Origin of the sequence: Pseudonocardia sp. EV170527-09 (assembly GCF_008369905.1) — a bacterium.
Taxonomy (GTDB): Bacteria; Actinomycetota; Actinomycetes; order Mycobacteriales; family Pseudonocardiaceae; genus Pseudonocardia.
In genome coordinates, this window is sequence record NZ_VRMC01000100.1 from 1 (window position 1) to 20922 (window position 20922).

General features: G+C 73.9%; 22 protein-coding genes and 1 pseudogene. 14 read left to right on the forward strand and 9 right to left on the reverse strand.

Translation table 11 applies throughout. The features are described 5' to 3' along the window. The coding region (locus tag FVA95_RS23745) for a leucine zipper domain-containing protein (RefSeq protein ID WP_149664620.1) at positions 1-317 on the reverse strand (317 nt) is incomplete at its 3' end. A 115-nt stretch (positions 318-432) separates the two neighbouring features. After that, on the reverse strand, positions 433-1023 hold the full coding sequence (locus FVA95_RS23750; RefSeq protein ID WP_149666125.1) for a TetR/AcrR family transcriptional regulator: 591 nt from the start codon (positions 1021-1023) through the stop codon (positions 433-435). An 82-nt stretch (positions 1024-1105) separates the two neighbouring features. On the opposite strand from FVA95_RS23750, the gene FVA95_RS23755 reads away from it, so the two are divergent. Both FVA95_RS23755 and FVA95_RS23760 read left to right on the forward strand, forming a co-directional pair. Next, positions 1106-1960 carry an alpha/beta fold hydrolase gene (locus tag FVA95_RS23755; RefSeq protein ID WP_149666126.1) on the forward strand — a complete coding sequence of 285 codons (855 nt, stop codon included), beginning with the start codon at positions 1106-1108 and terminating at the stop codon, positions 1958-1960. Continuing rightward, entirely contained in the window at positions 1957-2574 is a 618-nt protein-coding gene (locus tag FVA95_RS23760; protein WP_149666127.1) for a VC0807 family protein, read from the forward strand. The genes FVA95_RS23755 and FVA95_RS23760 overlap by 4 nt, the downstream gene beginning before the upstream one ends. Positions 2575-2584: 10 nt before the next feature. On the opposite strand, the gene FVA95_RS23765 is transcribed toward FVA95_RS23760, so the two are convergent. Next, positions 2585-3271, reverse strand: a complete 687-nt coding sequence (locus FVA95_RS23765; protein WP_149666128.1) for a GNAT family N-acetyltransferase — start codon at positions 3269-3271, stop codon at positions 2585-2587. Positions 3272-3325: 54 nt separating this feature from the next. Here FVA95_RS23765 and FVA95_RS23770 point away from each other — a divergent pair, with 54 nt between their 5' ends. From FVA95_RS23770 to FVA95_RS23795, 6 genes are all read left to right on the forward strand, one after another. Next, positions 3326-4312 (forward strand): NAD(P)H-quinone oxidoreductase, encoded by a 987-nt coding sequence (locus FVA95_RS23770; protein ID WP_149666129.1) that lies wholly within the window; start codon positions 3326-3328, stop codon positions 4310-4312. Between the two features lie 15 nt (positions 4313-4327). Continuing rightward, complete coding sequence (locus tag FVA95_RS23775; protein WP_051050488.1) at positions 4328-4885, forward strand: bacterial proteasome activator family protein; 558 nt, start codon at positions 4328-4330, stop codon at positions 4883-4885. 87 nt (positions 4886-4972) lie between these two features. After that, the gene (locus tag FVA95_RS23780; RefSeq protein WP_020627925.1) at positions 4973-5842 is read left to right on the forward strand and encodes an ABC transporter permease; all 870 of its coding nucleotides are present in this window, start codon (positions 4973-4975) and stop codon (positions 5840-5842) included. A 6-nt stretch (positions 5843-5848) separates the two neighbouring features. Then, positions 5849-6601 (forward strand): ABC transporter ATP-binding protein, encoded by a 753-nt coding sequence (locus FVA95_RS23785; RefSeq protein WP_062399276.1) that lies wholly within the window; start codon positions 5849-5851, stop codon positions 6599-6601. Next, positions 6598-7503, forward strand: coding sequence for a glycosyltransferase family 2 protein (locus FVA95_RS23790; protein ID WP_149666130.1), 906 nt, complete (start codon positions 6598-6600; stop codon positions 7501-7503). The genes FVA95_RS23785 and FVA95_RS23790 overlap by 4 nt, the downstream gene beginning before the upstream one ends. Positions 7504-7882: 379 nt before the next feature. Next, entirely contained in the window at positions 7883-8617 is a 735-nt protein-coding gene (locus FVA95_RS23795) for a hypothetical protein (RefSeq protein WP_149666131.1), read from the forward strand. An 80-nt stretch (positions 8618-8697) separates the two neighbouring features. Here the strand turns inward: FVA95_RS23795 and FVA95_RS23800 are convergent. Beyond that, positions 8698-9153 (reverse strand): annotated as a pseudogene (locus FVA95_RS23800) (GtrA family protein). Positions 9154-9490: 337 nt separating this feature from the next. Here FVA95_RS23800 and FVA95_RS23805 point away from each other — a divergent pair. The 4 genes from FVA95_RS23805 to FVA95_RS23820 are packed head-to-tail and all read left to right on the forward strand — an operon-like array spanning position 9491 to position 11866. Continuing rightward, the gene (locus FVA95_RS23805; protein WP_149666132.1) at positions 9491-9925 is read left to right on the forward strand and encodes a hypothetical protein; all 435 of its coding nucleotides are present in this window, start codon (positions 9491-9493) and stop codon (positions 9923-9925) included. Beyond that, entirely contained in the window at positions 9922-10239 is a 318-nt protein-coding gene (locus FVA95_RS23810) for a transcriptional regulator (protein WP_149666133.1), read from the forward strand. The genes FVA95_RS23805 and FVA95_RS23810 overlap by 4 nt, the downstream gene beginning before the upstream one ends. Then, entirely contained in the window at positions 10236-11129 is an 894-nt protein-coding gene (locus FVA95_RS23815; RefSeq protein ID WP_149666134.1) for an ABC transporter ATP-binding protein, read from the forward strand. Before FVA95_RS23810 ends, FVA95_RS23815 begins: the two co-directional genes overlap by 4 nt. Continuing rightward, positions 11126-11866 carry an ABC transporter permease gene (locus FVA95_RS23820; RefSeq protein ID WP_149666135.1) on the forward strand — a complete coding sequence of 247 codons (741 nt, stop codon included), beginning with the start codon at positions 11126-11128 and terminating at the stop codon, positions 11864-11866. Before FVA95_RS23815 ends, FVA95_RS23820 begins: the two co-directional genes overlap by 4 nt. 6 nt (positions 11867-11872) lie before the next feature. Here FVA95_RS23820 and FVA95_RS23825 read toward each other — a convergent pair whose 3' ends face one another. Both FVA95_RS23825 and FVA95_RS23830 read right to left on the reverse strand, forming a co-directional pair. Continuing rightward, positions 11873-12475 (reverse strand): DUF1707 domain-containing protein, encoded by a 603-nt coding sequence (locus FVA95_RS23825; protein WP_020627916.1) that lies wholly within the window; start codon positions 12473-12475, stop codon positions 11873-11875. A 17-nt stretch (positions 12476-12492) separates the two neighbouring features. Then, positions 12493-14289, reverse strand: coding sequence for a hypothetical protein (locus FVA95_RS23830; RefSeq protein WP_149666136.1), 1797 nt, complete (start codon positions 14287-14289; stop codon positions 12493-12495). A gap of 52 nt (positions 14290-14341) precedes the next feature. Here FVA95_RS23830 and FVA95_RS23835 point away from each other — a divergent pair, with 52 nt between their 5' ends. Together FVA95_RS23835 and FVA95_RS23840 are read left to right on the forward strand one after the other, a co-directional pair. After that, positions 14342-15748 (forward strand): FAD-binding oxidoreductase, encoded by a 1407-nt coding sequence (locus tag FVA95_RS23835; protein WP_149666137.1) that lies wholly within the window; start codon positions 14342-14344, stop codon positions 15746-15748. Between the two features lie 20 nt (positions 15749-15768). Then, positions 15769-16524 (forward strand): decaprenylphospho-beta-D-erythro-pentofuranosid-2-ulose 2-reductase, encoded by a 756-nt coding sequence (locus FVA95_RS23840; RefSeq protein ID WP_149666138.1) that lies wholly within the window; start codon positions 15769-15771, stop codon positions 16522-16524. Between the two features lie 13 nt (positions 16525-16537). On the opposite strand, the gene FVA95_RS23845 is transcribed toward FVA95_RS23840, so the two are convergent. The 3 genes from FVA95_RS23845 to FVA95_RS23855 form a co-directional block, all read right to left on the reverse strand. Further along, positions 16538-17188 carry a nitroreductase family protein gene (locus FVA95_RS23845; RefSeq protein ID WP_149666139.1) on the reverse strand — a complete coding sequence of 217 codons (651 nt, stop codon included), beginning with the start codon at positions 17186-17188 and terminating at the stop codon, positions 16538-16540. 10 nt (positions 17189-17198) lie between these two features. Next, complete coding sequence (locus tag FVA95_RS23850; RefSeq protein WP_149666140.1) at positions 17199-17885, reverse strand: hypothetical protein; 687 nt, start codon at positions 17883-17885, stop codon at positions 17199-17201. 265 nt (positions 17886-18150) lie between these two features. After that, positions 18151-20643, reverse strand: a complete 2493-nt coding sequence (locus FVA95_RS23855; protein ID WP_149666141.1) for an acyltransferase — start codon at positions 20641-20643, stop codon at positions 18151-18153. Positions 20644-20922 lie beyond the last annotated feature (279 nt).

The window sequence follows — 20922 nt, forward strand, 5'->3', positions numbered from 1 at the left end:
ACCGCGTGCACGGTCGAGGCGGCCATGCCCAGGCGCCCGGCGATCTGGACCGGGCCCAGCCGGTGCCGCCAGCGCAGCCGTACGATTCGCCGCACCAGACCGACACGGGTCTTCGTCGGTGAGGACCTCGGCCGTGAGCTGCGGTCGGCCATCCCCGCCGGCCCCTCGGCCCGGTAGCGGTCGGACCACTTCTTGGCGGTCCGCGCGGAGACCATGAACATTGTCGCGGCCGCGGTGTGGGTCCAGCCGTGCTCGACGACGAGTTGAGCGAGCCGCAGCCGGGCGCGCGGGGTCAGGGCGGCGTTAGCGTGGGACACGAAGGCCTCCGGTGGGTGAAGCGGTTCCTCGACAGCTCCACTTCACAACCGGAGGCCTTCGTCTGTCAGCCAGACTCACCGCCCCCGGACGGGACAACCTCCCTGGACATCACAACTAGGGCCGTAGCCGCCCGAGCTGGTGGTCCAGCACGGCGAGTGCGCCGGCCTCGTCGGCGTCGCCGAGCAGGACGGCTTCCGCGAGGCCACCGGCCAGCGCGAGGAGCACGGTCGCCTCCCGGTCCGGGTCGAGCGCGGCGAGCTCGCCGGCGTCGCGGGCCGCGGCGAGCCGGTCGGCGACGGCCGCACGGATCAGGCGGTTGCCCGTCCGGTAGGCCTCGCGCAGCCGGTCGTCGCCGAGTGCACGGATGAGGAAGGCGGAGCCGACGCGGGCGTCGGTGCGGGCGTCGTCGTCGAGCGGGAGCAGTGCAACCAGCAGGGCGCGGACCTCCCCCAGCGGCGACGACGGCGCGGCCGCCGCCATCCGCGCGCTCACCCGCGCGTCGACCCGCAGCCGCAGGTGCTGCGCAGCGAAGTCCAGTAGCTCGTCACGCGAGGCGAAGTAGTGCTGGACCCACCCCTTCGAGACTCCTGCCTCCTGCGCGACCCGGGCCAGGCTGACCGCCTCCAGCCCCTCGGCCGCAGCGATCCGCCAGAGCGCCTCCGCGATGTCCCCGCGGCGCTGCCCGTGATCGACCACCTTCGGCATCTCCACCTCGTTCCGATCCGATCGGCTTGCGAAAAGCTCCGGCCGCTTTTACAGTCCGATCGTATCGCGAAACGGGGGGACGATGCGCACCGGACACTTCACCAGCACCGCGGCCCGGGACCGATTCCACGCGCTGTACGACGACGCGGTCGCCGGGCTGGGGCCGACGAGCAGCCGCGACATCGCCACCACGCACGGCGTCGTTCGTGTTCTGACCTGCGACGGACCTCCCGGGGACCCGTTCGTCCTGCTGCCCGGGGCGGGGTCGCCGGGGGTGAGCTGGGCGCCGAACGTGCCCGCGCTGCGGCGCCGGGCGACCGTGCACCTCGTCGACCCGCTCGGCGGTCCCGGGGCGAGCACCCAGGACGTGCCGCTCCGGTCGGTCGCCGACCAGATCCGCTGGCTCCGCGACGTCCTCGACACGCTCGGGCCGTGCCACCTCGTCGGGACCTCGATGGGCGGGCGCCTGGCGTTCGAGGTCGCCCGCCGCGCCCCGGCCGGGATCCGGACGCTCGGCCTGCTCGACCCGGCCCGCACCTTCACGGGCATCCCGGCCGGCACGGTGGCCGCCTCGATCGGCGCGCAGCCCGGCGCCCCGCCGTGGCTGCGCCGGCGGTTCGTCGCCCGCCTGGGTGGCGGCGCCGACGTCGGCGACGACCCGGTCGCCCGGCTCATCGAGGCGGGCCTGTCCGGCTACGCCTCCGCGATCCCGCTGCCACCGCTGCCCACCGCCCGCGACGTCGCCGAGGTCGGCGTCCGCACCCTGGTGCTGCTCGGCGGGCGCAGCACGATGCTCGACGCCGGCCGGGCGCGGGATCGGGCCGCGCTGCTGCCACACGGCACCGTCGAGGTGTGGCCGGACGCCACGCACGCGCTGCCCGGGGAGTTCCCGGAGCGCGTCGCCGAGCGGCTGTCGTCGCTGGTGACGGCGTCGTGAAGCGCCGGGAGCTCGCGGCCACCGTGCTCGGCGACATCGCCGCGCCGCTGGTGCTGTTCTACGTCCTGCGGGCGGTCGGCGTCGCGGCCGGACCGGCGCTGCTCGTCGGGGCCGCGGTCCCGGCGGCGCGGGCGCTGTGGGTGCTCCTGCGGCACCGGCGCGTCGAGTGGTTCGCGGTGCTCGTGCTCGTCCTGTGCGTGGCGAGCGCGGCGACCGCGCTGCTCGGCGGCGACGACCGCGTCCTGCTCGCCCGCGAGGCCCTGGTCACCGCGGCGCTGGGCGTCGTGCTGCTCGCGAGCGTCTTCTCGTCCCGCCCGGTGATGTTCGTGGTCGGCAGACTCACCCTCGCCGAGTCCGGCCGCAGTCCCGACGAGTGGGACCGTCGCTGGGCCTCCTCCGCCCGGTTCCGCTCGATCTGGCGGTGGCTGACGGCGGGCTGGGCGGCGGGCCTGCTCCTCGACGCCGCCCTGCGGGTGGCGTTCGCCTACACGCTGCCGGTCGACGTGGTGCCCGCGGTGCAGGGCGTGCAGTGGTTCGCCGTGCTGGCGGTGCTGCTCGTCGCCGGGCAGGTGTGGCTGCGGCTGCCCCGGCACCGCGCGCTGATCTTCAGCTGACCGCGGCTCGTCAGCCGACCGGCGGCGCCGCGGCGAGGAACTCCGCCAGGTCCGCGGTGTAGCCCTCGACGACGAGCTCCCACCCGGGCCGCACGAACGCCTCCCGGTCGAGGCGCACCCGGTACTCGGTGACGCGCTCGTCGTCGTGGACGATCGTGGCGGTGCCGTCGTCGCGGTAGCCGAGCCGGGCCGACACCGCCGCGGACCGCGCGTTGCCCGCCAGGTACTCCGAGCGCGCCACCAGCGCGCCGAGGTGGTCGAAGGCGAACGCCAGTACCGCAGCCCGCATCTCGGTGCCGTGGCCGCGGCCCTGGGCGCGGCGCACCAGGTACGAGCCGGTCGAGACCTCGCGGCGCACGCCGAACCGGTCCCCCACCACGTCCTGCATGCCGACGACCCGGCCCTGCGCCCGCACGACGAACGTCAGCGTCCACCACTCCGGTGACGCCCTCGCCCGGTTCCCCCAGTAGTACTGCGCCATGCCGCGCCCCAGGTACCGCGGGTCCGCCCGGGTCCACGGCGTGCGGAACGGCATCTCCGACGACGGGTGGATCCCGCTGCCGTGCACGGCCTCCACCAGCTCGCGGAGCGACGCGTCGTCCTCGACGCGCAACTCCAGGCGCGGGGTCCGCAGGGTCAGCCCGGCCAGCGGCCACGGGTCGGGCACCGGGTCGATCGGCGCGGGGAGCACGTCCATCGGTCGACCGTGCCGGATCGCCGACGGGCGCGCCACAGAATACGGTCGGCTCCCATGTGGGCGATCACCTTGACCGAGTACGGCGGACCCGAGCAGATGACGTGGGCCGAGGTGCCCGACCCCGAGCCCGGGCCGGGTGAGGTCGTGCTCGACGTCGTCTCCTCGGCCGTCAACCGGGCCGACCTCCTGCAGGTCCAGGGCAACTACCCGGTCCCGCCCGGCGCGTCGGAGATCCTCGGTCTGGAGTGCGCGGGCCGGATCGCCGCGCTCGGCGAGGGCGTGACCGGCTGGTCGGTCGGCGACGAGGTCTGCGCCCTGCTCGCCGGCGGCGGCTACGCGACGAAGGTCGCCGTCCCGGCCCCGCAGCTGCTGCCCGTCCCCGGGGGCGTGTCGCTGGAGGAGGCGGGCGGCCTGCCCGAGGTCGCCTGCACCGTCTGGTCGAACGTGTTCCTGGAGGGCCGGCTCGCCGAGGGTGAGACGTTCCTGGTCCAGGGCGGCTCGTCGGGCATCGGCACGCACGCGATCCAGGTCGCGAAGGCGTTCGGCGCACGCGTCGCGGCCACCGCGGGCCACGCCGACCGGATGCAGTTCTGCCGTGACCTGGGCGCCGACATCGTCATCGACTACCACGACGACATCGCCGAGGAGCTGAAGAAGGCCACCGACGGCCACGGCGCCGACGTCATCCTCGACAACATGGGCGCCAAGGGCCTGGCGAACAACCTGTCGGCGCTGGCCCGCGACGGTCGACTGATGATCATCGGGATGCAGGGCGGGGTGAAGGCCGAGCTCAACGTCGGCGCCCTGCTGGCCAAGCGCGGCCACGTCTCGGCGATGGGCCTGCGCGGCCGCCCGGTCGAGGGCCCGCACTCGAAGGCCGAGATCGTCGACGGGGTCCGGGAGAACGTGTGGCCGCTGTTCACCGACGGCCGGGTGAAGCCGGTCGTCTTCGAGCGCTTCGCGATGTCCGACGCCGCCGACGCCCACCGCAGGCTCGCCGCCGGCGGGGTCACCGGCAAGCTCCTCCTCGTGAACTCCTGAGCGGGCAGGTCCAGAATGGGACACATGAGCGACGAGCAGGAGACGTCCGGAGACCGGGTCGTGGTGGTCGGCGCCGACGGGCGGCCGGTGGGCATGGCGTCGGTCCCGCAGGACGACGACGGGTCCACGCAGAGCCCGGCCGGCCTGGTCGAGCAGCCCGCGAAGGTCATGCGGATCGGCACGATGATCAAGCAGCTGCTCGAGGAGGTGAAGGCGGCACCGCTGGACGAGGCGTCCCGCGAGCGGCTCAAGGAGATCCACGAGAACTCCGTCAAGGAGCTCGAGGAGGGACTCGCGCCGGAGCTGCGCGAGGAGCTGCACCGGCTCAGCCTGCCGTTCACGGCGGACACGACCCCGTCGGAGGGCGAGCTGCGGATCGCCCAGGCCCAGCTGGTCGGCTGGCTGGAGGGCCTGTTCCACGGCATCCAGACCGCGCTGTTCGCCCAGCAGATGGCCGCCCGCGCCCAGTTGGAGCAGATGCGCCGCGGGCTGCCGCCGGGGATGGGCGGCGGGGCCCCCGAGCAGGGCGGCGTACCGGAGGGCATGGGTCGCGGGACCGGGCAGTACCTCTGACCCACGCCGACGACCTGCGGTTTCGCGGTGTCCCGGCGGGGGGCTCCCCTGCCGGGACCGCGGACGGCGTCTGAGTACCCTCACCGGGTGGCCGTGACCGTGACCGACAACGAGCCGGGCGACGTCGTCGACCCGTCCGAGGTGTCGAGCCCGCGCAGCTGGCGCCGGGCGTTCGCGGACCTCGCCCAGGGCTGGCGGCAACGGCCGTTGTGGGGCTACCTCGGCTGGCAGGACATCAAGCAGCGCTACCGCCGCTCCGTCCTGGGGCCGCTGTGGATCTCGATCAGCATGGGCGTCATCGCGCTCGGCCTGGGCATCCTCTACTCGGCGCTGTTCGGGATGTCGCTGGCGACGTTCCTGCCGCACGTCGCCGTCGGGCTGCTGATCTGGAACTTCGTGTCCGGCTGCATCCTCGAGGGCAGCGAGGTCTTCATCGCCAACGAAGGCCTGATCAAGTTCCTGCCCGCCCCGCTGAGCCTGCACATCTACCGGCTCGTGTGGCGACAGACGCTGTTCTTCCTGCACAACCTGGTCGTCTGGGTCGTGCTGATGATCGTGTTCCCGCATCCGCTGGGGCTGTCGACGCTGCTCGCCGTCCCGGCCTTCGCACTGCTGGCGGTCAACGGCGCGTGGGTCGCGATCCTGTCCGGGATCCTCGCGACCCGCTTCCGGGACATCCCGCCGATCATCGCCAGCGTGACCCAGCTGATCTTCTACCTGACCCCGATCGTCTGGTCGGTCGACACGCTCAGCAAGAACGACGTGGCCCGCGAGCGCGCGCAGCTGGTCGAGCTGAACCCGGTCTTCCACTTCGTCGAGATCGTGCGTCAGCCGCTGCTCGGCCAGGAGATCGTCGGCCGGTACTGGCTGGTCACCGGCGTGATCACGCTGGTCGGCTGGGCCGCGGCGCTGATCTGCCTGCGCAACTACCGCTCCCGCGTCGCGTACTGGGTGTGAGCCGCTGTGACTGAACCCCGCATCCGGATCGACCGCGCCGCCGTCGACTTCCCGATCTTCGACGCCAAGACGCGCTCGCTGAAGAAGGCCGTCCTCGGCAAGGCGGGCGGCCGGATCGGCACCGACGCCAAGGTCCCGATCATCGAGGCGCTGCGCGACATCACCGTCAGCCTGGACAAGGGCGCGCGCGTCGCACTCGTCGGGCACAACGGCGCCGGCAAGTCCACGCTGCTGCGGCTGATGGCCGGCATCTACGAGCCCACCCGTGGCCGCTCGCTGGTCCGCGGCAAGGTCGCGCCCGTGTTCGACCTCGCCGTCGGGATGGACCCGGAGATCTCCGGCTACGAGAACATCCTGATCCGCGGCCTGTTCCTGGGCATGACGCGCAAGCAGATGGAGGCGCGGATCGACGACATCGCCGCCTTCACCGAGCTCGGCGACTACCTGGAGATGCCGCTGCGGGCGTACTCGACGGGCATGCGGGTGCGGCTCGCGCTCGGCGTCGTCACCTCGATCGACCCCGAGATCCTGCTGCTCGACGAGGGCATCGGCGCCGTCGACGCGGAGTTCCTGAACAAGGCCCGAGACCGGCTGCACGAGCTCGTCGACCGCTCCGGGATCCTGGTCTTCGCCTCGCACTCCGACGAGTTCCTCGCCGACCTGTGCGACACCGCGCTGTGGATGGAGCACGGGACGATCAAGGAGTACGGCCCGCTGCACGAGGTCCTCGACCACTACAAGGGGCGGACCCCGTCGTGACCGGACCGCTCCCGCCCGGCTCGGTCGTCGGCGTCATCGTGACGCGGCACCGCGCCGAGCTGCTCGTCGACTCGCTCGCGGCGATGGCGAAGCAGACCCACCCGCTGGCACACCTGATCGTCGTCGACAACGGGCCGGACCGGCCCGCCCGCGACGCCGTCGAGGCGTGTCCGCTGCCGACGACCTGGCTGCCGTCGTGGTCCAACCTCGGTGGTGCCGGCGGCTTCGCCCTGGGGATGCTGCACGCCCTCGCGATGGGCGCCGAGTGGATCTTCCTGGCCGACGACGACGGCCACGCCGCCGACGAGTCCACGCTCGCCACGCTGCTCGACGTCGCACAGCGGCACGACCTCGCCGCGGTGTCCCCGGTGGTCGCCGACGAGGCCGACCCGGACCGCCTCGCCTTCCCGCTGCGCCGCGGCGTCACCTGGCACCGGTCCCGCTCGGCGCTGGGCCCCGACGACCTGCTGCCCGGAATCGCCAGCTTCTTCAACGGCGCCCTGTTCCGGGCCTCCACGCTGGAGGTCGTCGGGGTCCCGGACCTGCGCCTGTTCGTCCGCGGCGACGAGGTGGAGATGCACCGGCGGATGGTCCGGTCCGGTCTGCCGTTCGGCACCGCGCTGCAGGCCACCTACCTGCACCCCTACGGCTCCGACGAGTTCAAGCCGATGCTCGGCGGGCGGCTGCACGCCCAGGACCCGGGCGACGAGGTCAAGCGCTACTACACCTACCGCAACCGCGGCTACCTGATGTCCCAGCCGGGGATGCGCAGGATCGGCCTCCTGGAGCTGCCGAGGTTCGCCTGGTACTTCCTGGTGACCAAGCGCGACCCGGGCGCCTTCCGCGACTGGCTCACCCTGCTCCGCCAGGGCCGCCGGGAACAGTTCCACCGCGCCCCCTGACCATCCACACCCCTTGACCGTCGTCCACACCCGTTGCACCAGGTGTGGATGCCCCGCAACGGGTGTGGATGCGGTGTCCACACCCGGTGGAGTTGTCCACAGGGCGCTGGTTGGGAGCGGTGGGGCGGCCGTGGTCGGTCAGTGTCACCGGTATGACACGCGAGACGCTCCGGGGCGACGCACACGGCCTGGTCCGGCGAAGCCGGCTGCGGGAGCAGGGGTTCTCCGACGACGAGATCGACGCGCTGCGGCGTAGCGGGGTCCTGACCGGTGTCCGGCGCGGGGTCTACCGGCTCACCGACGGGGGCGATCGGACTCGGCCGTCGTCGACCACGCGCTGCGTGCCCGGGCCGCCGCGCCGGGACTGTCCCCGGATGCGGTGTTCGGCCACGTCACCGCGGCCGTGCTGCTCGGCCTGCCCGTCTGGGCCGTCCCGCTCGATCGGCTCCACGTCCTCCGGTCCCGCCCCACCGGTGCCCGGACCCGCGGTGACCTGGTCGTGCACAGCGGAGCACTCGCCTCCGACGACGTGGTCGAGGTCGACGGCCTGCGCCTGACGGGTCCGGCACGCACGGTCGTCGACCTGGCCCGGTCGTTGCCCGCGGAACAGGCGCTGGTCGTCGCGGACGGGGCCCTGCATGCCGCGGTCGTCGACGGGCACACCGGATGTCCTCGGCCGGGTGCGACATCGCCCGACGACATCACGTCGGCGCTGGCCCGGGCCACCGGGACCACAGGAGTGGGCGCGGCTCGCCGGACCCTCGCCCTCGTCGACCCGGCGAGCGAGAGCCCCGGGGAGACCCGCAGCCGTCTCAGGATGCACCTGTCGGGCCTGCCCACCCCGGTGACGCAGTGGCCCGTGCCCGGGACGCGTTACCGCGCCGACTTCGCCTGGCCGGGGCTGCGCGTCGTCGGGGAGTTCGACGGGCGCGTGAAGTACGGACGCGCCCGCTGTCCCGGCGGGGATGCGGCCGAGGCGCTCTGGGAGGAGAAGCGCCGGGAGGACCGCATCCGCCGCACCGGGCTCGTCGTCGTCCGCTGGACCTGGCAGGAGATCACCGACCCCGGCCCGCAGGGCATGGTCGCCGCCCTCCGCTCCGCGCTCCGGTCCTGACGGATCCACACCCCCCTGTCCTGCGTCCACACCCGTTGCATGAGGTGTGGATGCCCGAGAACGGGTGTGGATGCGGGGGGTCAGTCCTTGAAGATGACCCAGCGCAGCATGACGAAGTTGATCGCCGTAGCGGTGCCCTGGGCAACCAGCCAGGCGAGGCTGGTGTCCTAGCTCAGCGGCGGCAGCAGGTGCAGGACCAGGGAGTTCATGCCGACGTTCACGGCGAAGGTCGTGCCGTAGAGGGCCACGAATCCGGCGAACCTCGCGCGGCCGCCGGTGTTCGCGCCGGTGAAGGTGAAGCGCTTGTTGAGCAGGTACGCCGTCGTCGTGCCGAGGATGAAGCTGATGCCCTTGGCGAACGGCACCCACAGGCCCGCGTGCAGGAGCAGGTGGTAGACGCCGAAGTCGACGATCGCGGAGAGCACACCGATCGCGACGAAGCTGCCCAGCTGGCGGACGAGGCCGAGGCGCGGGGCCGGGGCGTCGGCCGGACCGGTGGCCGGGGGCTCGGCCCGGGTGGGCTCGGTGGCGGTCACCCATCGAGGGTAGCGGCGCGCGCCGCAACGACCGCGTCGACCCACCGGAGCGCAGGTCGCGCCCCTCCGACCTGCCGATCCGTACGCGACCGTGGACAAGGCCATGCACTTTGCCGTACAAAGTTGATGACAGAGCAAACCAGTTGGTGGTGGGGGAAGCATACAGGACCGGACGGACACCGACGTCGACGACCAGCCGCCGCACTCACCGGCCGACGCGCTCGCGATCATCGAGCGCGAGCAGGCCCGGCAGGTCCCGCCGTACTGGATCTTCTATCTGATCTGGGGCGCGGCCTGGGCGGTCATCGGGCTCGCCTGGTTCGCGAACGGGACCGGGGTGGTCACCGCGCTCACCGCGGGCGTTCTCACGGGGCTGGCGATCGCCGGGGGGTCGATCAGCAGCGGCGTGGTCGGCGCACGGATGGGACGCGGCGTCGCCGGGCCGAGCCAGCTCCACGGCGCCCTCTACGGCTGGGTGTGGCCGGTGGCGATGATCGGCATCGTCGTGCTGGCGATCGGCCTGGGCCGGCTCGGCGCGCCGGTCGGGTTCGCCATGCCCGCGCTGTTCGTGTTCGTCACCGGCGGCCTGTTCGCGGTCGGGGCCGCAGTCTGTCGCAACGTCCCCGACTACGCGCTCGGGCTCGGACTACTGGTGCTCGGGGCGGCGCTGCCGTTCGTCCCGGCGCCGTGGCACTCGCTGACGCTGGCCCTCGTCGGCGGCGGCGCGCTGGTCGCCACCGGACTGTGGACGCGGGCGCGGGCGGTCCGATGACCGAGCTCGACCCCGTCATCCACGCCCAGGCCCGGCTGCGGGTCACCGCCACCCTCGCGGCGCTCGACGACGGCGACCGCATGACCTTCCCGCGCCTGCAGGAGCTGCTCGGCATGACCGCGGGCAACCTGTCCACGCACCTGCGCAAGCTGGAGGACGCCGGCTACGTCGCGATCACCAAGACGCACCAGCGACGCACCCTGGTGACCTTCGTCGAACTGACGAGAACGGGCCGGCGGGCCTTCGAGGACTACACGACGGCCCTGCGAGCGCTGCTCGACCCGTCCTCGGACCCCTCGGAGGTGCCGTCGTGACCGCCCCGGTGGAGCTGCGCGGGGTGACCCGCCGCTACGGCGACACCCTCGCCCTCGACGACGTCGACCTCGTCCTGGAGCCCGGCAGCCTCACCGGACTGCTCGGCCCGAACGGCGCGGGCAAGTCGACGCTGGTCAACCTCGTGTCCGGGCTGCGCCGACCGGACACCGGCACGGTGCGGCTGTTCGGTGGGGACCCGCGGGACGCGGCGAACCGGGTCGCCCTGGGCATCACCCCGCAGCAGACCGGGCTGCCGGACACGCTGCGGGTCGGGGAGATCGTCCGGTTCGTCGGCGCCCACTTCCCCGACCCGGTCGGGGCCGGTGAGCTGCTGGGGCGCTTCGGCCTCGACGGACTGGAACGCCGCCAGGCGGGCGGGCTGTCCGGCGGCCAGAAGCGCCGCCTCGCGCTCGCGCTCGCGTTCATCGGCCGTCCTCGGCTGGTGCTCCTCGACGAGCCGACGACCGGCCTGGACGTCGAGGGGCGCCACGCGCTCTGGGACACCGTCCGCGAGTTCCACGCCGGCGGCGGGACCGTCCTGCTGACCACCCACTATCTGGACGAGATCGAGTCGCTGGCGGAGCGCGTCGTCGTCCTGGCCGGCGGTCGGATCCGCGCCGACGGCGACGTCGACGCCGTCCGTGGCGCCGTCCGGGGCGGCCGGGTCGCGTTCCGGATCACGACGGCGCCCGGGGGACCGGCGGTGCCCGACGACCTGCCCGGCGTGGACCGGGCCGAGGTCGACGGCGACCGCGTCGTGCTGCACACCCCCGACGCCGACGAGCTCGTCCGCGCCCTGGTCCGCCACGACGTCCCGTTCGCCGACCTCGCCGTCTCCCGCGCCTCGCTGGAGGACGCGTTCCTCACCCTGACCGGAGGACAGGCATGAGCATCGCTACGGCGCACGCCCGCTACCTGATCCTGGAGCAGCTGCGGATCCCGGTCGCGGTGCTGTCCACCGCACTGTTCCCCGCCCTGACCCTGTGCTTCTTCGTACTGCCGTTCGACTGGGGCGACGACCCGGTCGCGGCGACCCGCACGGTCGCCCAGCTCGCGCTGTTCGGCGTGCTCAGCGGGTTCCTGTTCACCTTCGGGGTGGGCGTCGCCGACGACCGCGAGAAGCCGTGGGACCCCTATCTGCGCACGCTGCCCGCGCCCGCGTCGGCCCGGGTGGTCGGCCGGCTCGCGGTCGGTGTGCTGTTCGCACTGCTCGGGATGCTGCCGGTGGTCGCGCTCGGCGCGCTGCTCACACCCGCGTCCGTCGAGCCCGCCCGGCTGCCGGGCGCGGTGCTGGCGCTGCTGGTGGCCGGGCTGCCGTTCCTGTTCGGTGGGCTCGCGATCGGCTACTCGCTGCCGACCAAGGTGGCGCTGCCGGTGACCCAGCTGGCGTTCTTCCCGATGGCCTTCGGCGGCGGGCTGCTGTTGCCGCCGGAGCTGTTCCCCGGCTGGCTGGCCCGCGCGACCGAGCTGCTGCCCACCCGCGGGGCCCGCGACCTGCTGCTCTGGTCGCTCGGCGGACCGGCCCCGAGCGGTCTGGCACTGGGCGCGTTCGCGGTGTGGACGGTCGGGCTGGCCCTGCTGGTGGGCTGGGCCTACCGCCGCGACGAGGGCCGCCGCTTCCGGTGAGCCGGGTCAGAAGTGACGGCCGGCGAAGGTGTAGCGGGGCCGCACCGTGACCGAACCGGCGGCCGTCCGGCCGTAGACGCGGAAGTGCGGGCGGCCGTGGACGGCGCGGCTGGGCATCTTCGAGCGGACCGAGCCGTACTGGGAGACGAGGCCGTCGACGTCGGCGGTGGCGTTCTCCGGGACCAGCAGCCGGGCCGAACCGGCGCCGAGCTCCAGCTCCACCTCGACGACGGGCAGGGGCAGCTGCGCGTCGCAGAAGTCCAGCAGCACCGCACCGAGCGAGGTCTGCACCCGCAGCCGGGCCGGGACCGCCCAGTCGCCGCGGCGCTTGACCCCGCTCATGCCGCCGCGCAGCACCGTGGGCGGGCCGACCGGGGTGGCGAGGACGTCCGCGGACAGGTTCAGCGGGTCCCCGGGCAGGTCGGACAGCACGGGGAGCAGCTCGGAGCCGAACCGGGCGCCGTAGACGACCGACAGCCGCTCCTGCAGCTCCTCGACCGAGATGCGGCCCTCGCCCAACGCGTGGTTGAGCCGCGCCGCGACGCGCTCGCGGTCGGCGTCGGAGATCCTGATCTCCCGACCCTCTCCGGGTAGCCGCGCACCGGTCACCCCACCAGGGTAAACACCTAGCCGACGGGTGCGCCGTCCGGCAGCCGGAACAGCCACACCCCGCCGTCGAACCGGCCGGGGTCGCCGGTCACCCGGCGGGTCCATGCCAGCGCCCTGGCCTCGTCGCCACCGGCGTACCCGGGGACGAACGCGACGGCGGTGATCCCCAGGTCGCGCAGCTCGCGGTGGGCGGCGGCGGCGTAGTCGTCGCTGGGCTCGTCCTTGCCGTCGGCGACCCACTGCGCCCCGACCTGGTAGCGGTTCCAGCGGGACTGGATCGCGAGGTCGTCGTCGGGGTCGGAGGCGATGAAGTAGCCGCCGCGGATGCGGAACGCCGGACCGGAGGCCGCCTGCCACCGCAGGCCCTGGGCGCCGTCGTCCCAGGCCGCGGTGATCCGTGGGTAGATCTCGACGACGTCGGACGGTCCCAGCGGCGCCGCCCCGGCCGCGAAGAAGGCGGGCACCGGAGCGGGCCGGACCTCCTGGGCGTCGGCGGGCAGCCACGACACCACGGCCAGCGCGGTCAGGGCGACGGCACCGACCGCCGTCGCCGGGGTGTCGATCGGCATCCGGTCCACCCACAGCGCGACGACGACGGCGACGCACATCGCCGTCACCACCTGGATGCGGACCGGCTCGACCTCCGACAGCAGCGGCACCTCGGCGAACACCAGCCAGGGCAGCGGGATCCCCGTGTAGTCGCCCAGCAGCACCACGCTCGTGCCGAGCGAGGCGACCCAGGACAGGAACCCGACCGCCGCGACCACCCGCAGCGTCGTCGACCGGACGACCAGCACCGCGACGACGACCAGCGCCAGCGCGGCGAGGCCGACGTAGCCGCCCTGCTCGCCGATGTGGCCGCCGAGCTCGGCGTCCGTGCCGTCGGGGACCGCGCGGACGGCGGTCAGCCGGGTCGGGACCAGCAGGTTCGCCAGGTCCGCTCCCGTGGCGTGCACGTTGCGGATCGGGCCGCGCGGCCGGTTCGGACCGGCCAGCACCAGGTACAGCGGGTACGCGCCGAGCACCACGAACACCCCGACGCAGGCCAGTCCGGCCCGGACCAGCCCACGCAGGTGGGCGGGGACCCGGCGCGGGAACCGCAGCGCGAGCACGATCGCGGTGACGACCAGGAAGATCACGCCGATCGCGAGGGTCTGGGTGTAGAGGACGAGCTGCCCGACCAGGGCGAGCCCGGCCACCGCCCCGACCGTCCACGGCCGGCGCAGCGGTCCCCGTGCGAACAGGTGGTGGGCCAGCAGCAGGAGCAGCGGCGGCAACAGCGACCACGTGAGGTTGAGGTGCCCGGCGATCGTGTGCGCGAGGTGGAACGGGGAGAACGCGTACAGCGCTCCGGCGATCCCGCGGGCGGCCCAGCCGCGGCCGGTCCGGCCCACGTACGGGCCGAGCGCGGCGACCAGCACCAGCCCGGAGACGACCGGGCCGAGGATCAGGCCGACGTTGAACGCGGTCACCGAGCCCGCGACCAGGGTCACCGGGGCGAGCGCCAGCGCCAGCAGCGGGACCGCGGTGTTCCACAGTGCGTTCAGCCCGTACGGCCAGTGCATCCAGTCGGTGACCAGCGGGTTCTCCCCGTGCGTCACGGCGAACGGGAACCAGTGGATCCACCAGGAGAACATGTCGGCGTCGGCGGTGACGTGGCCGATCAGCAGACCGCCGGGGTCGGCGAGCACCCGGCGTTGCAGCCACAGCGAGACCAGCAGGTACCCGACCCCGAGCAGCACGTACAGCCCCGCGGTCGCGCCCCGGCCCCGCGCCGGTGGCAGCGGGAGGCGGACCTGCCGCTCGTCGAGCACCCGCCCAGGGTCGCACCCGTCGCCGTCGGGGCCCCTCGCTACCCTGGCGACGATGACGGACACGACCGTTCCCCGCAGCACCAGGACCGACGCCCCGGCGCGACGGACCGCCTCCCTGCACGGCTGGGGACGGACCGCGCCGACGATCGCCCAGCTCGTCACCCCACGCGACGCCGAGGACGTGGCCGAGGCCGTCCGCACGGCGGGCGAGCGCGGCGTGATCGCGCGCGGGCTCGGCCGGTCCTACGGCGACCCGGCACAGAACGCGGGCGGCGTCGTCCTCGACATGCCGGGGCTGAGCCGGATCCACGCCATCGACCCGGACACCGGCGTCGCGGACGTCGACGCGGGTGTCAGCCTCGACCAGCTCATGCGCGCCGCGCTCCCGCTCGGGCTGTGGGTCCCGGTGCTGCCGGGCACCCGCCAGGTCACGATCGGCGGGGCGATCGGTGCCGACGTGCACGGCAAGAACCACCACACCAAGGGCAGCTTCGGCAACCACGTCGAGTGGCTGGCGCTGGTGACCGCGGACGGCTCGGTGCGCGAGCTGACCCCCTCCGGGCCGGACGCCGAGCTGTTCTGGGCGACCGTCGGCGGGATGGGCCTGACCGGGGTCATCGTGCGGGCCAGGGTGCGGCTGCACCGGACCGAGTCGGCGTACTTCGTGGTCGACACCGACCGCACCGACGACCTCGACGGCCTGCTCGAGCTGCTCACCGACGGCTCCGACGACACCTACGGCTACTCCGCGGCCTGGTTCGACACCACCGCGACCGGCGCCCGGATGGGCCGGTCGGTGCTGACCCGCGGCTCGCTCGCCACCGTCGACCAGCTCCCCGCGAAGCTGCGGTCCGAGCCGCTGAAGTTCGACGCGCCGCAGCTGCTGACCTTCCCGGACGTCTTCCCGAACGGGCTGGCGAACAAGCTGTCGCTGACCGCGTTCTCCGAGCTGTGGTTCCGCAAGGCACCGAAGCGCCAGCGTGGCTCGGTGCAGAACATCACGGCCTTCTACCAGGTGCTCGACGTGTTCGGGGACTGGAACCGGGTCTACGGCTCGAAGGGCTTCCTGCAGTACCAGTTCGTCGTCCCGATGGGGGCCGAGACCGAGCTGCGCCGCATCCTGGAGAAGATCGCGGCCTCGCCGCACAAGTCCGGGCTGAACGTGTTCAAGCGCTTCGGCGCGGGCAACGACGCACCGCTGTCGTTCCCGACGAAGGGCTGGACGATCACCGTCGACTTCCCGATCGCACGCGGCCTGTCCCGCTTCTGCACCGAGCTCGACGAGATGGTGCTGGCCGCCGGCGGGCGCCTGTACCTGGCGAAGGAGTCGCGCACGTCGCCGGAGGCCTTCGCCGCCGGCTACCCGCGGTTCGCCGAGTGGAAGGCGATCCGCGACGGCGTCGACCCCACCGGCGTCTTCGCCTCCGACATGTCCCGCCGCCTCGCACTGACCCTCTGACGTCCGGAGCCAGCACCATCATGATCGACGCAGTCGGCAACCCGCAGAGCATCCTGCTCCTCGGCGGCACCTCCGAGATCGGCCTGGCCACCGTGCGCGCGTTCGCCGCGGACCGCCCGTTGCGGGTCGTGCTCGCCGCCCGCCCCGGCCCCCGGCTCGACGCCGCCCGCACCGAGCTCGAGGCGCTCGGATGCGGCGTGGAGACCATCGAGTTCGACGCCCGGAACATCGAGACCCACCCCGAGGTCGTGAAGAAGGCCTTCGCGGGTGGGGACATCGACGTCGCCGTCGTCGCGTTCGGGCTGCTCGGCGACAACGAGAAGGCCTGGACCGACGTCGACCACGCCGTCGAGCTGGCGCAGGTCAACTACACCGCGACCGTCTCCACCGGGGTCGCGCTGGCCGAGCGGTTCCGCGCGCAGGGTCACGGCTCGCTCGTCGCGATCTCCTCGGTCGCCGGGGAGCGGGCCCGCCGCTCGAACTTCGTCTACGGCTCCACCAAGGCCGGGATGGACGCGTTCTACACCGGTCTGACCGAGGCGCTGCGCGAGTTCGGCGTGACCGTGACGATCGTCCGGCCCGGCTTCGTGCACTCGAAGATGACCGAGGGCCTCGACGCCGCACCGCTCGCGACCACCCCGCAGGCCGTCGCCGACGTCATCGTCGACGCGGTGCGGACGGGCAAGGAGCTGGTCTGGGCACCGGCGCCGATGCGCTTCGTGATGAGCGCCCTGCGCCACGTGCCCCGGCCGATCTTCCGGAAGCTCCCGATCTGAGCCGTGCGGCGGCTTACCAGCCGTCGACGTGCAGGACGGTGTCGAGCGGCTGGCGCTTCGCGGGCTTGAACGTGTCGCCGGTGTAGTACGCGACCGGCAGCAGGACTCCCTGCCGCACGTCGTCCGGGATCCCCAGCAGCTCGGCGATCTCCTTCTCGTACTGCAGGTGCAGCGTCGTCCAGGCGCTGCCCAGACCACGCGCGCGCAGCGCGAGCTGCAGGCTCCACGCGGCCGGCAGCAGCGAGCCCCACAGCCCGGCCTGGTTCGACGCCGGCAGCTCGGCCTTCGCGGTGATCGCGCCGATGACCAGCACCGGGACCTCGCCCATCCGGTCCGCGAGGTACTGCGCGCTGTCCGCGACGCGGAGCTGGGTGGCGTCGCGGTCGGCGTCGCCGTGGGAGCGGGTCGTCGGGTACTGCGCGGAGTTCCGGTAGGCGGTGAACGCCTTCCGGTAGTACTCGCCGACCGCCTTCCGCTTCTCGGCGTCGGTGAGCACCAGCCAGTGCCAGCCCTGCTGGTTGGAACCGCTCGGGGCCTGCAACGCGACCTCGAGACTCTCCCGGACCACCTCCAGCGGGACCGGACGCTCCAGGTCGAGGCGCTTGCGGACCGACCGGGTTGTGGTGAGCAGCTCGTCGGGGCCGAGGGGCAGCACATCGCTCATGCCCTGCACGCTACGGCGCCGCCGGCCTCCTCGCGATGATCACCGCGCGCTCCCCCGCGCCCACCTCGCACGTGAGCCGCCCCGCGGACCGCTGCGCGCGGGTCGCGGCCAGACGCGGGTCGGCCCAGGTGGGGATGCCGCCGTAGGGGCCGCGGGTCAGACCGTCCGAGCCCTCCCGGAGGATCTCGAACCCGGCCTCGACGAGGATCTCCCGGATCCGCAGGTGTCCGCGCGGGACGCGTGGCGGCACCCAGCGGGCGCCGGCCAGCTCGCGGCCGCGGCCCTCGGCATCGGCGGCGACGACGAGTGCGTGCCCGCCCGGTTCGAGCGCCCGGAACCAGCCGCCCGGGCCGAGGTCACCGGCGAGCGCGGGGTCCGGCAGCCGGTCGAGCACCTCCACCGCGGTCAGCGACGCGACCGGACCCGGCAGGGCGTCGAGGCTCAGGTGCACCGGGCAGCCCGGCGCACCGGCGCGCATCCGCTCCGCCTCGGTCTCCGAGCCGGCCAGCCCCGAGGCCGGGCCGAGCCGAGCCAGCCCGGCGAGCAGCGCGCCACCGGCACCCGCCACGTCGAGGTAGGGGCCACGGCCCAGGTGGTGACGGACCAGGCGCAGGTACCAGTGCAGTGCGGCCCGCTCCGGCGGTGCGGCACCGGTGGGCTCGGGCAGGTCGGCGAGGGGCGGGGTCGTGGGGATCATCGGTCCATCGCGTCGGTGGGCGGGACCCGTCCTGGGGCGCGACGGGCGGGCACGTCCATTGTCGCCGACGCGGCGCCGCGGTGTCCGGGCACCGGGATGCGGCGTCACCGGACCGCTCCCCGGTGCGCGGACCGCCGCCCGGGGGCACCGCCGGTCTCCTCACCCCGCGGGACCGGATCCGGCGCGGGTCGCGGACGCGGCCGTGCCCCCGGACCACGGTGGTGGTCCGGGGGCACGGCCGTGTTACCCGCTCCCCAGCGGTGTCTCAGGCCCCGTGCGCCGGCTTCTTCCGGGGGCGACGGGATGCGGCCGCCCCCGACGCGGCGACGATCGGGGTCGCGGCGCTGGCGTGGGCGTCGTCGCGACGGCGGGCGGCGCGGCCGCAGTTCTCGACACCGGTGCGCGTGCCGGGCAGCACCGAGGCGGAGCGGATCGCCCGCGGCGCCGGGACGACACCACGGTCGTCGGCGAGCTCACGGGCCGCGATGTGCAGCGACCGCAGCCGCTCCATCCGGTCGACGCCGGAGGTGGTGCCGGTGCCCTCGACGACCGGGGTGAACAGGTCCCCGCCGGTCCCGGCGCCGCCGCTGCGCATCCGGGCGACGGCCACCAGGTCCTCCGACAGGTCGCTGTGCCCGGCGCCGTCGAAGTCGGCGGCGCGGGCCGCGGCCAGGCGCTCCAGCACCCAGCGGGCCGAACCGGCCGGGGCCGGGACGTCGATCTCGGCCGCGGCGGGCACGTCGGCGGGGTCGGCCTCGGGGCGGCGCGGTGCCCGGGTGGGCAGCGCGGGCGCCGGGACGGCGATCGGGTCGGCCGGGGCCGGCTCGGCCGCCGGGGCGGTGGGCTCGGGCTCGGCGACCGGCGCGGACGGGGCCGCGACGGGCCGGACGACCGGCATGGCCGCGGTGCGCGCGTCGTCGGCCGGGTCCTGCTCCGCAGGTGTGGTGGGCGTCCAGCCCGACGTCGTGGCGACGGCGGGGCCCGCCGAGCGGCGGCGGACCACCGGCAGCGCCTCGGTCACCGGCGGCACGTCACCGGGCTCGTCCCCGGCCACCGGCCGGGCCGCGACGACCGGCTGCTCTCCGGCGCCGGGCCGAGCGGCGACCGGCTGCGGCCGGGCGGGCTGCGGCACGGCGGACTGCGACGAGGCGGGCCTCTGCACGGCGCCCTGCTCGGACGACGCGCTCTGCTGCGTCGGCACGTTCTGCGCTGCGCCCTGGTGCGTCGGCGTGCCCTGGTACGTCGGCGCGCCCTGTGCAGGCGCGCCCTGTGCAGGGGCGCCCTGAGTCGGGGCGAACGGCCGTGACGGGGCGGGGTCCGGCGCCGGCCGCCGGGCGGGCGCGGCCGGGGCGGGGTCCGCGACCGGTGCGGCCGACACGACGGGCAGCACCGAGGTCACCGGCTCGTCGGTGACCACCGTCAGCACGGAGGTCTCCGGGTCACGGCGCGCCGCGTCGTTGTCCACGACGCGACGGGCGGCGGGGATCGGGTCGGGGGCGACGACCGCCTCGACCGCCTCGGGGGCGGGCCGGGTGCGGCCCCGCATCCACCGGCGCGCGGGACGTTCGACGAGCGAGTACAGCAGGTGTGCCACGGGCAGAGTCCCCACGAAGACGGTGAGCGCGATCAGATGCCCCGTCTCCCCGCCGCGGGGGAGGACACCGGAGTCGCTCAGGAACCAGAAGATCTCGAACATCGGGATGTGGACCAGGTAGAGGGCGTAGGAGATCCGCCCTCCGTGCACCATCGGGCCACGGGTCAGCAGGTGGTGCACCGGTCCGCGGTCGGCGAGCGCGAGAGCCCCGACCAGGATCGGGAAGGCGACGACGGCCAGGCCGTGCAGCCCGCCGCCGACGACGGACCCCGCCAGCAGGACGAACGGGACCGCGGCGACGGTGAACGTCGCCGTCGTCGAGGCCGCGGAGCGCGTCCGCTCGGTGGTGCGCAGCCGCCGCACGGCCAGCATCGCCAGGACGCCCGCGGAGAACCCGCCGAGGACCCGGACCAGCCAGCTGTACGGGTAGTACGGCGACCCGACCACGAGGAACGCGGCCGCCATCGGTGCGGTGCAGAGCAGCGACCCGGCCGCGAGCACCGCGAACGGCAGGTTCCGCAGCCGGAAGAAGCCGAGGGCCAGCAGCGGGAACAGCAGGTAGGCGAGCCACTCGGCGCTGATCGACCACGTCGGACCGACCCAGGACGCGCCGTCGAGGTACTGCTCGTCCCACATCTGGACGCCGAACAGCTGCTCCAGCCACGCACCGACGGTGAACGACGGCTGCACCGACTGGTAGACGACGTCGGTCGTCGACCCGAACACCAGCCGCGCCACGAGCCACACGCCGAAGAGGTGGAGGACCACCACGTAGGCGGGCCACATCCGCGCCGCACGGGCCCACACGAACCCGCCGGCCTCGCGCAGCCGCAGCCGCGGGCCCAGCTGGTCGAGGTAGGTCCAGGCGATCACGAAACCGCTCAGGACGAAGAACAGGTCGACGCCGAGCGCGCCCTGCGTGATCAGCGGTCCGAGCCAGTCGTTCACCGTCTCCACACCCGCCATCGGGGTGAAGTGGAAGTGGAACGCGACGACCCAGAGCGCGGCGACGATCCGCAGACCGGTCAGCGCGAGCACCTCACCGCCGCCGCCTGCTCCACTTCGGACGGACGGAGCACCCTGTTCGGGCGCGGTGCCGCCGACGGCGGACGCGACGCCGGCCGGGTCGTCGGCCGTCGTGCGCGAATCGGTGCAGATGCTCACACCCGACCCAACGAGAGTCGATCACCACCGTCACCGGTGACACCCGAACAGTGCCCGATCGTCGCAGTTCATCACGCTGCGTCATGGAAACAGGGGCAGTCGACCTTGAGCACCCAGCCGAGTGGACTAGGTGTGATGTCCAGGGAGGTTGTCCCGTCCGGGGGCGGTGAGTCTGGCTGACAGACGAAGGCCTCCGGTTGTGGGTCACGTCCGCTGACGTGGTGGACGAAGACGGCTACCTCGTGAGCCTTCGTCGGTCAAACTACGCGGTGATCGCGG

Excerpts from the sequence above, each read along its gene's own strand:
- FVA95_RS23835 (WP_149666137.1), top strand. The coding sequence starts at position 14,342 with ATGACGGACACGACCGTTCCCCGCAGCACCAGGACCGACGCCCCGGCG.
- FVA95_RS23765 (WP_149666128.1), bottom strand. The coding sequence starts at position 3,271 with ATGGACGTGCTCCCCGCGCCGATCGACCCGGTGCCCGACCCGTGGCCG.
- FVA95_RS23850 (WP_149666140.1), bottom strand. The coding sequence starts at position 17,885 with ATGATCCCCACGACCCCGCCCCTCGCCGACCTGCCCGAGCCCACCGGT.
- FVA95_RS23810 (WP_149666133.1), top strand. The coding sequence starts at position 9,922 with ATGACCGAGCTCGACCCCGTCATCCACGCCCAGGCCCGGCTGCGGGTC.
- FVA95_RS23770 (WP_149666129.1), top strand. The coding sequence starts at position 3,326 with ATGTGGGCGATCACCTTGACCGAGTACGGCGGACCCGAGCAGATGACG.
- FVA95_RS23750 (WP_149666125.1), bottom strand. The coding sequence starts at position 1,023 with ATGCCGAAGGTGGTCGATCACGGGCAGCGCCGCGGGGACATCGCGGAG.
- FVA95_RS23775 (WP_051050488.1), top strand. The coding sequence starts at position 4,328 with ATGGGACACATGAGCGACGAGCAGGAGACGTCCGGAGACCGGGTCGTG.
- FVA95_RS23820 (WP_149666135.1), top strand. The coding sequence starts at position 11,126 with ATGAGCATCGCTACGGCGCACGCCCGCTACCTGATCCTGGAGCAGCTG.
- FVA95_RS23840 (WP_149666138.1), top strand. The coding sequence starts at position 15,769 with ATGATCGACGCAGTCGGCAACCCGCAGAGCATCCTGCTCCTCGGCGGC.
- FVA95_RS23755 (WP_149666126.1), top strand. The coding sequence starts at position 1,106 with ATGCGCACCGGACACTTCACCAGCACCGCGGCCCGGGACCGATTCCAC.
- FVA95_RS23845 (WP_149666139.1), bottom strand. The coding sequence starts at position 17,188 with ATGAGCGATGTGCTGCCCCTCGGCCCCGACGAGCTGCTCACCACAACC.